14 protein-coding genes are annotated in these 14563 nt (G+C 37.4%); 10 read left to right on the top strand and 4 right to left on the bottom strand.

Annotated elements, in window-relative coordinates:
• The first annotated feature begins 204 nt into the window (after nucleotides 1-204).
• The 7 genes from BUB71_RS19270 (at nucleotide 205) to BUB71_RS17150 (ending at nucleotide 5822) form a co-directional block, all read left to right on the top strand.
• Nucleotides 205-501, top strand: a complete 297-nt coding sequence (locus tag BUB71_RS19270) for a hypothetical protein (protein ID WP_139279174.1) — start codon at nucleotides 205-207, stop codon at nucleotides 499-501.
• 721 nt (nucleotides 502-1222) lie between these two features.
• On the top strand, nucleotides 1223-2026 hold the full coding sequence (locus BUB71_RS17175; protein WP_073157895.1) for a helix-turn-helix transcriptional regulator: 804 nt from the start codon (nucleotides 1223-1225) through the stop codon (nucleotides 2024-2026).
• 90 nt (nucleotides 2027-2116) lie between these two features.
• Nucleotides 2117-2536 (top strand): MFS transporter, encoded by a 420-nt coding sequence (locus BUB71_RS17170; protein ID WP_073157892.1) that lies wholly within the window; start codon nucleotides 2117-2119, stop codon nucleotides 2534-2536.
• A 64-nt stretch (nucleotides 2537-2600) separates the two neighbouring features.
• Nucleotides 2601-2921: a hypothetical protein gene (locus BUB71_RS17165; protein ID WP_073157889.1), complete on the top strand. Its 321-nt coding sequence runs from the start codon at nucleotides 2601-2603 to the stop codon at nucleotides 2919-2921.
• 201 nt (nucleotides 2922-3122) lie between these two features.
• Nucleotides 3123-3458, top strand: coding sequence for a helix-hairpin-helix domain-containing protein (locus tag BUB71_RS17160; protein ID WP_340148311.1), 336 nt, complete (start codon nucleotides 3123-3125; stop codon nucleotides 3456-3458).
• A gap of 189 nt (nucleotides 3459-3647) precedes the next feature.
• The gene (locus tag BUB71_RS17155; RefSeq protein ID WP_073157882.1) at nucleotides 3648-4073 is read left to right on the top strand and encodes an SRPBCC family protein; all 426 of its coding nucleotides are present in this window, start codon (nucleotides 3648-3650) and stop codon (nucleotides 4071-4073) included.
• Nucleotides 4074-4928: 855 nt separating this feature from the next.
• The gene (locus BUB71_RS17150; protein ID WP_073157878.1) at nucleotides 4929-5822 is read left to right on the top strand and encodes a diacylglycerol/lipid kinase family protein; all 894 of its coding nucleotides are present in this window, start codon (nucleotides 4929-4931) and stop codon (nucleotides 5820-5822) included.
• 461 nt (nucleotides 5823-6283) lie between these two features.
• On the opposite strand, the gene BUB71_RS17145 is transcribed toward BUB71_RS17150, so the two are convergent.
• The gene (locus BUB71_RS17145) at nucleotides 6284-6943 is read right to left on the bottom strand and encodes a hypothetical protein (protein ID WP_073157875.1); all 660 of its coding nucleotides are present in this window, start codon (nucleotides 6941-6943) and stop codon (nucleotides 6284-6286) included.
• A 220-nt stretch (nucleotides 6944-7163) separates the two neighbouring features.
• Here BUB71_RS17145 and BUB71_RS17140 point away from each other — a divergent pair, with 220 nt between their 5' ends.
• The 3 genes from BUB71_RS17140 (at nucleotide 7164) to BUB71_RS17130 (ending at nucleotide 12509) form a co-directional block, all read left to right on the top strand.
• A complete protein-coding gene (locus BUB71_RS17140) occupies nucleotides 7164-9677 on the top strand; it encodes a hypothetical protein (protein ID WP_073157872.1) in 2514 nt (837 codons plus the stop codon).
• 129 nt (nucleotides 9678-9806) lie between these two features.
• A complete protein-coding gene (locus tag BUB71_RS17135; protein ID WP_139279173.1) occupies nucleotides 9807-10991 on the top strand; it encodes a hypothetical protein in 1185 nt (394 codons plus the stop codon).
• A gap of 456 nt (nucleotides 10992-11447) precedes the next feature.
• A complete protein-coding gene (locus BUB71_RS17130) occupies nucleotides 11448-12509 on the top strand; it encodes a hypothetical protein (protein WP_073157864.1) in 1062 nt (353 codons plus the stop codon).
• A 116-nt stretch (nucleotides 12510-12625) separates the two neighbouring features.
• Here BUB71_RS17130 and BUB71_RS17125 read toward each other — a convergent pair whose 3' ends face one another.
• From BUB71_RS17125 to BUB71_RS17115, 3 genes are all read right to left on the bottom strand, one after another.
• Nucleotides 12626-12826 carry a cold-shock protein gene (locus tag BUB71_RS17125; RefSeq protein ID WP_073157860.1) on the bottom strand — a complete coding sequence of 67 codons (201 nt, stop codon included), beginning with the start codon at nucleotides 12824-12826 and terminating at the stop codon, nucleotides 12626-12628.
• A gap of 204 nt (nucleotides 12827-13030) precedes the next feature.
• A complete protein-coding gene (locus tag BUB71_RS17120; RefSeq protein ID WP_139279172.1) occupies nucleotides 13031-13342 on the bottom strand; it encodes a hypothetical protein in 312 nt (103 codons plus the stop codon).
• 77 nt (nucleotides 13343-13419) lie between these two features.
• The gene (locus BUB71_RS17115) at nucleotides 13420-14496 is read right to left on the bottom strand and encodes an asparaginase (RefSeq protein WP_175552417.1); all 1077 of its coding nucleotides are present in this window, start codon (nucleotides 14494-14496) and stop codon (nucleotides 13420-13422) included.
• Nucleotides 14497-14563 lie beyond the last annotated feature (67 nt).

Genomic DNA, 14563 nt, shown 5'->3' with positions numbered 1-14563 from the left:
TTCATTCATTGTTTATGAGGTTGCAATTCTGGAGAAGAAGTAAAGTTTTTTTATCCAAAATTATGTGCTATCTACCATTAAGCATCGTTTCTTTTGTCTAGTAGTCTGGAGTCAACAACCACCTAGATAAAATCCAAGTAAACCTTGGAGAACCGGATTACAAGCCGAACCATTTTCAGACGGGAAACAGGAGTCGACGTGAACGTGATCACTGGTTTGGGTCTTGGTCTCATATTCGGGACAGGCACCCTCCTTTGGATTAAGCTGTTCTGGATCAAGCTGGTCGTGGGTGACGACACCGAACTCTCCTTCAAGGGAGAAGTCGCACTCTTCATCGGTTGTGTTGCCGCTGGAGGATTCGGTGGAACGCTCATCGGTGTCCTCTCCATCGCGGACCCTCAACTCATGCTCGACAGAGAAGACTTCTACGCCTCGATCATCGTCGTCGCGATCATCTTCTCGTCGCTCACCTACATGGTGGGCAGCAAAAAGATTCGCTAACACGAAGACCCGTCTCCGTCATGGCAAACTCGAAAGCCCACCCAAGTCCTCACAAGAGACAGCGGTGGGCTTTCGGGCGTTCAAGCATCCTTTGTTTGTACTGTCGGATTGTCCTCACTGGATAATACGCTATCTACTAACACTTGATAATCATGATCTAATATGTCCATGCATTATCTCCCGTGGTTACAAACGACTGTAAACTGTGTTGAGTAACCTTTTTATCAAAATTATGGATTCAGTATAAAAAGGTTCATATGTATCTGATATAAATACATACATGTTTCGATAATTTACAATTTGCTTTATTAGGACAGAAAGAATTGGCAGCTAATATTTGTCGCGTTTTCAGAGATCATCAATGAATCGCTGAATCCAGTCTTCAGCTTGGGAAGAAATTGGAAAAGATGAGTGCATGATTCCACCTCTTGTGTGTTGATTCGCCTCACCGGGCATGGTATTCTCGACTTATTTGAAACCTTATCGGACATCAATTACCCATATATTTTACAATCTTATCCACAATGTAGATTAGCGGATATGAAAGCACCAAATGATCTCAACATACTTGCTTGTTAGAAACGGAAAGTTCCCAAAAAAGGAGTTCAAACTCTCTTTCCATCGATCGATATGTAAATTTCTACTTAAATAAGGAAATATTGACATCTAACATTTAGCAAATGAATGTCTAGCAAATAATGATAAGGTGGTATCTTGATTAATGATGAACAATTATCTTCCTATACAGCCACCTAAATTGCAACAGATAGAGAACCCCGATTACAGCTACCAAGAATATGTTTCGTGCAAAAGCTTAGCCTCACATGTTGTTTGTTATTGGACTATGGATTTTCATGCAGAAAATAAAAATCAGTTACATCGAATCCTCCCTGATGGTTGCATAGATATAATCATTGACCGTCAGTCCACCTCTTCTTGGAAAGCTGCCTTTGTCGAAGGATTGATGACTCGATTTGAAGTCTTGAGACTTTCTAAATCCCAATCATTGTTCGGCATCCGCTTCTATCCAGAGGCAGCACACTCTATTTTAAAATTTCCCGCCTCTTCATTTATCGGACAACATGTTTTTCTGGAAGATATATGGGGAATGGAAGGGCTATTCATGGTTGAAGAAATATTATCCACTCAAGTAGTCTCAAAAATCATTGAAATTGTGGAGCGAAAACTAATTCATTTATTGGCTTTAAGCAACACTCCAGCCAATTCCTTGTTGCTCGAAAGTATGCAATATATATACGCGTTTAAGGGAAATATTTCAATATCGGATCTGGCGGAAAAGCTCAGTTTTTCGAAAAGACATATGAGGAGAATCTTTGATCAAGAACTGGGGTTAAGCCCAAAGGAAATGATAGGAATTATTAGGTTTCAATTCATCCTACAGGAACTCTATAACGGCACTAGTAGCAGCTTTACGGACATTGCCTTGAAATACGGCTACTATGACCAATCACATTTTATTAAAAACTTTAAACGTTATTATGGGATGCTGCCCAAACAGTTGTAAAAACGGATTTATGAGGTCCGTTTTTTACTATTTTTTATCTTGAAGTAAAGGTTATAGTTTTTAACAAATCCAATGCAAAGGAGGTATCTTATGTCAATTGTAGCAACTTCCCCTCCAAGTCAAGATGACATAAAACGAATTGTACCTTGGATCCTTTATGTCATCTTTTTCTCTGTTCTGAATGAAATGGTATTTAATATAGCAACACCAAGTATTTCAAAGCAATTTCTTTTACAACCTTCAGAAGTCAGTTGGTTCACAACAATTTTTATTCTTTTTTTCGGAATCGGATCCATTATGTTTGGAAAACTTAGTGATTTGTTTAGCCTAAAGCATCTTATGGTGATTGGAATCATTGTTTATGTCTCTAGTTCCGTTCTTGGTTTCTTTTTTCGTGATCATTACGTAACCATTATTCTTTTTCGTGCTATTCAAGGATTAGGAGCTTCAGCTATCCCGGCTATAAACAACACAATCATTACGCGGTATGTTACGATTGCTGGGCGTTAGGGTTGTTGGTTTCCTATTCATTTGGATGAGCATTGGTCAATGGGTATGGTGGATAGCAATAGCCTTGATGATCTTGAATATAGGCAATGCTTTCTCTCAAACATCATTAACCGAAAGTGTGTCTTCTACGATCCATGAGAATCAGATTGGAATTGGAATGGGTGTGTTTAACTTAGGGTTGTTCATTGCACAAGAATTAGGTACATCCGTGGCAGCTAAATTGTTGGATGTCTCCTTTCTTAACTTTCCATTTCATCCGTTCTTTTTAACGGAACAATCTTTTGCGTATACGAATGTGACTCTTTTCATGCTTGAGATTATTTTGTATAGCGCTTTTATGTACTTCTTTGTTTCACGGCGTGCAATAGTTGAAAATTTTGTTTAGATCGCATCTCAATAATAAAAGAATTCATGGAAAGAGAGTGAAATTACTGTGGTTTCTTCTCCTAAACTTCCTTTGGAGCAGGAAGAAAGATCGCGATTAAGGTCCTTTAAGATCAAATTAAATGAGATTCCTGACCGGACTATTGAAGAACTCTCTAACTGTTTGCAGTGTTCTTTTAAACGCGCTAGATATATTCGGGCATTGGCAATATTTCAATCAGTTTCATCAATTGGTCCAAAGGTAGCAGGATGGATGATCGATTTAGGCTATTACTCGCTCGATGAAGTAAAAAATGAATCCGGATCCGATTTAATTAATCGATTGGAATTGATGTATGGTTATTGGATGGATCCTTGTGTAGAAGATTCATTGCGTTGCATCGTTCATCACGCTAATCATGAAGGAAACATCAAAAGATGGCACGATTTTAGTTTAGAAAGAAAAAAGTATCGCAAACAATTTGGGTATCCATCAACAAGGCCCAAACTTGCTTGGACTGAAGTATATGCTAATGCTGACATACTAAAACCAAGGTGAAGAAGAGGAAATAAAATGTAAGTGAATTAGATTTAGTAGATTTACAGAGGATACGAAAAAATCATTGAATTATTCACTTGAAGATGTGGTGAGATTTAGATGCTGTATGGGTAGCGTTATCAAAAATTCTATTGGAAATTTAATTATCTGTTTGAGTAGCTACATTAAATAAAGTAGGAGTGGTCTAATATGTCTACCTATAACGTAAAAGTCGTTCACATTTCAATCAAATGTTCGCCTGAACAAGTATATGCATTTATTTTAGATCCAGAAAAATTCACAGAATGGGGAGGCTCTTTTACCCGCTCTCCCATTCGGAAAATAAATAATGAATGGATTGTTGATACGACAGAAGGACCCATGAAAGTTAGTTTTGCACCCAAAAATGAATTTGGAGTCGCGGATCAATATGTAACCTTTGAAGCAAAGGGTCATGAGGATTACAATGCCGTTCGTGTTGTCCCCAATGGATCGGGATCAGAGGTATCATTCATGATGTTTCAACATCCCAGTATAAAAGATGAAGATTTTGCAAGCGATGCAGCTAAGGTTGAAACAGACCTAAAATCGCTAAAAAAAGCCTTGGAGAATAAATATGGTCACACATCACAATAATCTTGGTTTATGGAGAGTCTGCTGGTATATATTCTTTTCATCTCACTGCTCCAGCAAGCGCAAAATACCTCTAGGCTATCGCCTAGCTGAAATTCACCACCCACTTAACAAGCTGCTTGAAGTGGGAGTACTCTTTCAGAAAGATTGATAGAAATCGGCTGCTTTCCTCTCATTTTTTGCTTAACGTACGCTTTTGTTAAAATGCTGGTACCCCTAAATAATTTGGAAAGGTCAAAACCTCTAAAACTTATATTTTTATTCGGATTCAGCATATTGACAACATTCATTAGTGTGATAGTTGGTAACTTTAAAAATGGATTGCACCAACATATAAGTTAATTAAAAAAATCCCGATTAGTATACTAAAAATAAAAATGATTACATAATATGATATTTTTTATTCATAGTCTTCCTCTCCTTCTTTTATTAATTTGTCAAATACGATCAGCTAATCAATTATCTTTTTTCTACATGATGAAGTTCACGAGAGCGGAACCACACCCAAATAAAAAATACAAATGAATTTAATAATTACTTTATTGTATCAACCGGATTCGTTCTAAGAAAACCCTGAATTCTCCATTGTTTTTGACTACCACGATAGTTTTGGTATGCTCATATTCTGCTAACTTGTTCTATCACTTCTAACCAACCTATATTGCCATGCAGTATTCTTATCCGTTCAAACTAGGTAATTTGTACTGTACATCCTATATCTCCGTGTTGTCCATTTCTGATAAATCCTAAGAGTAAAAACAAGTCTGACATCATGAATTTGTTTCACCATTTACTGCTTTCAACCCATTACCCAATGCAATATAATTATGAAATGATTAATTATAGGAAGGGTAAAATATGGATACCATCGCACTGATTATTAATTCTAATGCAGGAAACCAATCACTACGTGAAGACCTACCTTATATAGTGAATCGGCTTCAACACATAAGTACCAATGTAACCCTACACTATACAGAAAAACCTGGAGACGGGAAAAGAATCATTGATGAAATTGCTTCGGATGTAGATTTACTGATTGCCATCGGCGGAGATGGAACTGTACATGAATGTGTGAATGCACTAGCCCATCAACCCAATCGTCCTTTATTTGCCATTTTACCAGGAGGAACTTGTAACGATTTCACCCGTGCATTGGGGATATCTCAAGACCACCGACTAGCAGTGGAACAAATTCTCGATTTACGTACAAGACATATTGACATTGGTTCTCATAATGGAAACTACTTTTTAAATTTTTGGGGAATTGGATGTATTACCCAAGTATCACAACAGATTCATAAAGGACTCAAAAAAGACTGGGGGCGACTTGCCTACTACTTGAGTGCATTACAAACCATATCTGACCCTCAACGGTTCGAAATATCGATCCAAACAGATACCTTTAACTATCAAGACGAAGTAGTGATGATGATAGTTGGAAATGGCTCCTATCTAGGCGGGATGACCACTTTTTTTCCACGAAGTAGTGTGGTAGATGGATTGCTAGATGTACTAATAATCCGTGATTTATCCATTGACTTACTTTGGTCATTATTAGAATCTAGAATAATGGATCAACTGCCAACTGGTTCTGATTTGGCTTATTTTCATTGCAACCAATTAGAAGTTCAGTCCAATCCATCCTTGTTGATTGACTGTGATGGTGAGAAACTGCACCATACCCCTTCAAAAATACAGGTACACCCTAGATATTTAGAAATGGTGGTAGGCGATTTTACATCTGGGTAAAGCAATAGAACCATAAAAACTTATGAAGATGTATTTGGAAAGGACTATTCTCAAGAAGCGAAAACAGACATTCTGGACATGGGGTGTGGTCCAAATGTATGAAAATAGCTCCTCCTTATAGGAACCTTAATTACGTTGAGTCAGCTCATCCAAGTCCTCACAAGGGACGGCGGTGGGCTTTCGGATGTTTATCATTTCTATCGAGATAAAACACTTATTTGCTATTTCTTGTAAATAAAAAAAGGGTTAGATTTGTGATCCTACCCCTCTTTTTATTATAAATAGGTTTTAATCTTTGAAGTATAGCAATAATTATCTACTACGATCTCCTTGGAAATCTTCTTGCTGTAGTACAGTTAGATTCGCAAGATGATGGGCTGAAGCGACGAAAAAGCGGAAAGTTTCTTCCAGCAAAGCTTCCACCGTAAGTCTCGTTAAGTGAATGGGTTACTTTCTTGTTATTAATAATAGAAAGTTCCTACAGAAGATATTTTATCATTAAACTCAGAACTCAAGTTATACCAAGGTCTGATGACTGAATTACATTCAATATTTTTAGGCATATAATATGATTCATATAATCCTCCAAAGTTAATATCGGTGGTATATTCTGTTGCCTGATTACAAACAGGCATTACCGATGAAAATATATCATTATATTCATCACCCACATAGTATGCAGCTGGTTCGTCTAAAGCGTTAGAAAATACTTTACCTGCTTGGTTTTCATTTCTGTTAATATGCTCCCAAAAATAGCCGCATCTATAGTCCGGGAATCCGGTAGTACAATAACTTGCTTGGAGTGATAGTTTATTAGCACCTTTTGTTAATTTCTTAAAAAAGCCATCATATTTATCCTTTTTTGTAAATACATGAATTTTTACATGTTTGCTATCTGTTTGTTCTATAATTCTCGCAATAACTTTCTTCTTAGTATCAGCAGAAATCGCTTTAGTAGAAAGGGATATACCATCAACTGTAGAAATTTGGTTCCAGTCAATTAGAACTTGACCAGAATTCAGTATGGTGTTAGCTTTTGAATCGCCCTTAGCTGATGCGCTCACAATAGAAACGGAAAATAATAGAACAAAACATGTAAGTACAATTAATATTCTTTTCAAATATGACCCTCCTTTATGTTCAATTCTAATTATAAACTATAATACTCTTCATATATATATTAATATATATTCAATTCCGAAATCTCCTTTTATCTAGATTGCTACTCCCAATCATATTTAATAAACATTATGCTCGTATATTTTGTAGAGAATTTTTAATTATCGATTTCATTTTATATAATAGGCATATAAAGATGATGCGGCAGAAGGAGAGCTATCGATGAACGAACATTTTTCTACTTTAGATAGTTGGTTGAATCGATCAGATATGGATATGACTTTTGCTTCATATTTAGAAGATGTATTAAACAGGGAAAATAAACGAGAAGTAATCTTTACTCTACATGCCATCGCAAATGGTGTCGTTGCTGGTATTGCCGGGAAGGATTTATCCCATTTCCCTCAATCAAAACAACCTACAAAATTTCATCAAGCTTTTCTTCTATATGATCATGCTTATCAATGGGGACGTTATTTTGTAACTGGTGATGCTCACTCTTCTTCTGAATTTGATAAAACAAATGCTCCAAAAAGTCCAGTAGAAATCCCATATATTTTTGATAAGAGATTTGAAGAGGAGTTGATCTTAAAAAAACTGGGAAATCTCTCTAATCAAGAATTTGCGGTCGAGAAATGGAAAACTTTCTTTATTGGTTTTTTTCTAAGAGTGCAAAACAAAAGAGAAGTCAATCTTCCAATCCTTATGAAGTTACTAAGTCAGTATGAGACATGGAAACAGGAACTAAAATTACCAGCGTTACCCCTATACTTTCAAGCTGGAAAACGATTGGCAAAAGAGACTCCTCATACCCATTTTGACCTATATAAAACAGGCGATCAACGAGTCGCTGCAACAATACCTGAATTTGTATTAACCATCATTGAACAAAATCGCGGTGATTTGCTCCAAATTTTATTGGACGAAGACGGACATTACACAAATAAAGCTGAGCAACTTCTTAATGATGTTGGAAAGCAATTACTTACTGGTTCTTATGATCTTGATCAGTTAAATAAGCAATTAGACTCCTTGTCAATTCACGATTTTCCCACCCTATCTAAAGATGAACGTAAAAAATATGATTTACCTTTATTAGCTGTGCGTATTCCAATCCAAGGTGATCCTACCTTGTTCTTTAGCTTTGCTGCAGGTTTTCTTTTTCGAAAAAGATATCCACATGCTAATTTCACTCAGGAAATTGCTTCTTTAGATAAAATTTCTTTTGTTACCAAAGGTTTTCTTCTGGCAAACAGACTTTATCCCAATCCGCAAAAAAAATTTTTAGAGATAGAGAATCAATATTCGCTGCCTATCCACATGACAAAAAACGATCAATTAGCTAAACAGGAAAAAGAACAAGGAACAATTAGCGATATATTAGAAGAAGCAATAAACCGAAAAAATAGTTACTTCTTGTGGGCTTTGTCACAAGGATTTGCAGACCAAATCAGAAGTAAATCAATTGAAACATCCACTTGGGAAGCAGCGGATAATTCATGGTTTGGTATCTTTGAAAAAGAGAAGATTACAACAGGCTTTTATCAATCAGGAATCTATCAATCAATCGTCCATCAAAAAGCTGTAGAAGCAGACGATACTTTATTTCTACAAGCATATGCCCTCGGACAACAAATTGCTGGAAAAGATTCATCAGAAAATTTGACTGTTGATTTTGATTTGATAGCAAGTCAACATCATGGATTTAGGTATCGTTTTCATACTTCATTTCCAGAGGAATTAAAACTAGATAACTTTGCCGCATTTCTTATAGGTTATTCTTCATATGGAGCAGCAAAAGAAGAAATCGCCAAACAATATCTAGGAAACCTTGGAATAACAGATCAAGGCACATTTATTTTCACTAAAAATGAAAGTGATGACAAAGCTCCTATCTCCATCAAAGCAGGTAGAGAATTTGCAGCAAAGTGTAACGAATATCACAATTATATTCGGATAGCAAGACCAGACAAGTTTCCAGAAAAATTACTTCCATTATTAAGAAAAATTATTAGAACAGAACGCAGCGATTTATTTGATCTATTTTTACGGGGAGCAATTGGAGATAAAGAAAAACCAAAAAACAACTTGGAACAAATTATTTGGCAAGCAGGACAATATTTTAGTACTCCTGAACTATGTTCTACCGACTTTCTAACAACTGCAACCAAACAGCTTCATATCATAATAAAACAGCCTAATAAACACCGAGATTATCCAGATATACCCAAATCTGTCTTTGAAGCTTTTACCAGAACCTTTCATACTTACCAAGAAAAAGAACACGCGAAAAGGGACCAACTGAATGTAATGAATCATTTTATATTGGGATATAATTTTATATCAAGTAATCATACTCCCTCTAAAGACAATACTAACTATACACACTATCACTTAATTGAACTCCTTCAGCGTACAGCATATATAGGACTTGGATTTTCTTTTTCGATCGCTGATTTATCTAATAATGAATTACAAACAATTTTTGATGGAGTGGAGTATGCAAAAAAGAGTATAAAAACTCAAGAAAAGACGAATCCTTTGCCAATTCACCATGCTAAAGAAGAGAATACGAATAAAAGAGGCTCCAGAAGTAGAGGGAGAAGAAGAAGAAATGGAGAACAGAAGACAAATACGCAAAAAACACCTTCACCTCATCCTCAAGATCAACCATCTCCACCTCTCGTAAATTCATCTCTTTCGAGGCTAGATAATGGAACAAGGGAATCTTCATAAACCCCATAAAATAGGGAAGAGTTTGCCATTATATTAACAATATGCTAGATTTGAATAAGGTAGTCCCCCATCCTATGGTCAAGAGGAACCATGGTCCCTTATGGGAGAAGTCGCTGAAAGGCGTAAACCTTGAGGGTTAAACGATGGGTGGTTGTCAATCCGAGGAGGAATATGTTTCAGTCTCTCTGGGATCGTCACAAGTGGGTTCGAGCTCCTGGCGTCCTACCCATTTCCGTCATCGGCCTGCTTCTAGCGGGTCATGTCAACTACTTTTACCAGGGTGCCAACTCCCTAGTAAATGCCAAGGTTGTCCCCTTCCTCGCTGTCGCATTCTATGTAGCAGCTCAAGCGGGACGAGCTTTTGGAGCCCATATGGGTTCAGGCACCAAGTCCCTACGAGGAGCACTCCCCATAATCGCAGCCGCAAGCATAGCGATTGTGGCCATGCCATTGCCAATCCCGATGGCCATTATGGCCTACATGGCATACAGCCTCATCATACATGTCGCCCTTACGACAGTTTCGATGAGCTTCCAAGAACGCCTTCCGAAAGAGAAGGATGACCATCGGAGAGGCAGTTCGTTCTTCCGAACCGCTAATTACTGGGCAGCAACAGTTGCAGTAGGGGTGTTGTATGTCCTAAACATCTCACAAACCCCACGGTGGGTCTGGAAAGGGAGCCTTCTCATCGCTGGGTTCGTCGCCTGGTGGGCAATAAGAAGACTTCTTCCCCCTCCCTCTAGAGAGAAGAAGGAACTGACTGAAGACGCTACTACTTCCAAGTGGTATGAAATCTTCGATATCCAGGCGATGAAAGTCGTTTGGCCGTATAGCGTTGTTGTCGCGAGTGGAACTCTCGTAGTGGCAATGCTTCAGTTCCAATACCCAGATCACGGGCTTATCTTGCTGAGTATCCTAAGTCTTGCGCAAGGGACATTCAGTGGGCCTGTGGTATGGACCTCAAGCCGGTTTGGAGACAGATCGGTAACCATCGCTCTCATGATATCCACCATAGGAGGGCTAATTCTCCTGAGGATAGGAGACCTCTGGGGGGTTGCTGCGGTGCTCCTATTAGGAGTTGCTTCGGCTGGAGGACGCGTATGTTTTGGCATGCTAGCCTCTAAACATGCTCGCTCGCGGTCACGTGGTGAGTCCGCTTATCAACTAGCGGGCGTTGGTCTCGGTCAGCTGGCTGGGGCTATGCTCTCCATCTCTTACGCCCTAGGGATCTTGAAGATGGAGAACCTGTGGATCTTGCCCATACCAATATTGGTTGCGGCTCTATTCCACATGTGGTTGAAGGTTGAGCGATAACATAGCTCCCTCCCACAACTATAAAACTCAATATTGTTAATCGGGTGACAACCGCTCAAATCGCCGCGATAACCAGTTGACTGGTTGTTTTGGCGTGCCCAAAATTTTCTTGAAGCGCACTTTAGTAATTAAAATTCAAACATATTTGTTCGTATTCTAAATTTAGCTTACCAATATAATAATATATGTTTTAATTGCAAAGATTATCTTGGACATCCCCATTCACCATTTCGCTTTGCCTAATTTACTGATAAATCAAATAATTATGATAACAATTAAGAAAACAGCTTTAATCACTTGGGCAAAGTATACCTTTATAAATAACACTCAATTAGTAGATGGGTTATGCTCTCATTTTTCTATTAATAAATATAAACATTTGCTAATCTATATGAAAGTATAATTTTCTATATAGATCACATTCACTCACAACATGTGAATAGCTGGAGGGTAAAAATGACACCTAGAAAAACGTTATTAGTCGGCAGCTTACCTTTTAAGAGCGAAGATGAAGCGATGAGACAAGCTGTCAATGTGTTAGGAGATACATTAATTAGTTTACCGGATGGAGAAATTGGTGAAATCTCAGAGAAGTATCCTTTAGGTAAACGATCTTCATGGGCCAGTTATATTATTGATGACTTTGCATCTGATCAAAAAAACTGGCAGCTCATTAAAAAAGGAAACTACGAGCAAGGTTCTCCTGTCGATTATGATTCGATCGCCAAGTTAAAGCCAAAAAAATCACCAGTTGATTTAGTCAGACATTTGAATTTTCACTATCATGAGTTTTTCAAACAAAGTTATCCTATATTTCAGCAATTACGAGAAGAAAAAAAGTTACCTCATTTAAAATTTCAAGTAGGAATTCCTACAGGATTGGTTCCTGCGTTATTTGCAATGCAACCTTTACAGGCTTTTCGTTATATAGACGCAATGAACCAGCGACTAGCTTTTGAAGTAAATGAGATTCTTGCAGAAGCAAATCAAGATGTCATTATCCAAATCGAGATTCCTGCTGAACTTGGTTTAGCCTATAAGTTACCAAAATTTTTAATGAATTTCGCTTTAAAAAGTTTATTCAATTTGATTCATTATTTTTCTACTCCTGCTTCGATTGGAATCCATTTATGCTATGGTGATTTAAAAAATAAAGCCTTGACTCATCCTCAATCTTTACATAAGATAATTTACTTTATGAATCAAATCATTGCAAAATGGCCTCAAACACATCAATTAAGCTATATTCATTTTCCACTCGCAGAAGGTGATCAGCCACCAACGTTATCAGATGCGTTTTACCAACCATTAAAAGAGCTTCGAATTCCTCAAGAAACACGTTTCATCGCTGGATTCGTACATGAAAAACGCAGTGTAGATGAATTAAAGCAAATTCAAGCAAAAATTGACGAATTGTTGGGATATCCAGTCGATATAGCGTGTTCATGCGGAATGGGTCGGCGAACTCCAGAAGTAGGAAAACAATTATTAGAATTGATGAAGGAATTATGTGTTTAATATAGTCAAGATCAATTGAATGAAATGTAAATGCTCCTCCATCTACTCTAATATCGGAGCGATTCTTCCTTAAATAAAAAAAGTGTTGTTGCAAGTTAGCAACAACACTTTTTTAATTAGATCTTTACTACGTTAGCAGCTTGTTCACCACGGTTACCTTGTGTGATTTCAAAGCTAACACGGTCACCTTCATTTAAAGCTTTGAAACCTTGAGCATTGATAGCAGAATAATGAACAAATACATCATCTCTACCCTCTACTTCAATAAATCCAAATCCCTTATCTGAATTAAACCATTTTACTGTACCTTCGATCATGTAACTGATCCCTCCAAAAAGAAATTGTTGACCATGCTTGAAATAAAAAATTCCTACATTAAAAAAAGTTACTAGTTCGAGATAATAACTCTTTCTAATGTAGGAATTATATACTCAAATTCATGCAACTGAAATTATCATAGCACATGATGATCCATATTTCAAGTTAATATCAAAAATCCTTCCCTCCCAGGAGGAAGGGATTTACACTTTAAGCAGCTTTGGCAAAACATAATAGATCCAAGCTATACTCCCGATATAGAAAACAAACCACAAAACTGCCAAAATCAGATAGCCATGAAACCATTCTTTCGATTTCTTGATTACAAAAAAACCGATCAGCGTAATAATAATAGGTGCCAGGACAAAAGCAATATCCATTAATATACTTGCGAAACCAAAACTAACGATTGAACAAGTAACGAGAACAGTAACAACAAATCCAAGCAATAAACCTTTGCCAAATTCTCCCCAACGATATGGTTTTTTTACTCTCCGCTTCTTTTTTTTCATCATTTATCCCCTAAACATCAATTTATTATCTCATATTATTCTATCAATCTTTCAGATAGAACAATGATAAATAAACGCTTTCATTTAAGAGGTGTTTGATGCAATTGAAAAACAGGACGAATCTCCCCGACTATCTCCCCAAGCGAGTTAAGGATGGGAGGATTTCGAAATGTCTGTAGCTGAGACCACTCATTTTCTGATCCGATTCTCATTTGTTGCAGCAGTTCCATTACGACTGCATATGTAACATTTAGATTACCATCTTCTAATTTAACCGCTATGCCAAGCTTCATTTTTCGATCAGCAATTGCGTAAACACCATCAGCGCCTACCTTACCGATTAATCTACCTTGAAATGCCTTCATTAGCTCCGTACAAAATCTTCCTTTTCCTGCTACTAACTCAGGATAGTGAACCATTGCCTCCGCAATTTTAAATAGTGTAGATTGTCGAGTTGTCTGTTTAACACTTTTAGGATCTGCTAACCGAGCATAGACAAAGGCGAGTTTGCTCAAAGGCATTCGAAAAACAGGTACTCCACACCCATCAATAGCTGTGCCAATTTCAGCGTGGGTCAAATGAGTCATTTCAACTATTGCTGATAAAATTTGTTGTTGTATGGGATGCTTCATTTTTTCATAATCATGAATTGAGATTTGTTTATGCATAGCTGTCAAAAGCATTCCTGCATGTTTACCTGAACAATTACTATAAATAGGCGTCCATTTTTTTCCTTCAGCAATGAATTTTTCCCACACTTTTTGACTAAGCGGTGGATGTCCACCACAATGCAAATTAGCTTCACTCAAACCAGCTTTCTGTAACATGGCACGTACACGTACTGCATGCTCCTCTTCGCTACTATGGGAAGCACAGCTTAATGCTATCTCTGACTGATCAAGTGAAAATCGCTCAGCCGCCCCGGTCTCAATAAGCGGAATCGCTTGGACTGGTTTCAAAGTAGAACGAGTATATGTTAAATGCTTTGGATTTCCAACATAAGCAATCACATTCTCTTGTGAATCAACAATTGCCACATGTCCGCGATGGGAATTTTCCACTTCCCCACCTCGATATAGGTTTGCAAGGATCAATCGAACATCCCCTTTTGTAAACGTTCTCAAGTCAGAATCATCGTAACATCCCTTTACTTTCATTTCAACAACAGTCCCCCTCATCTTAGAAAAGAGAAGAGGATGAGATTTATAGGATGCTGCCGTAAAT

The organism is Seinonella peptonophila, assembly GCF_900129355.1.
Lineage (GTDB): Bacteria > Bacillota > Bacilli > Thermoactinomycetales > Thermoactinomycetaceae > Seinonella > Seinonella peptonophila.
The sequence above is the reverse complement of the archived record's forward strand: the minus strand, read 5'-3'. Positions and strand labels throughout refer to the sequence as shown.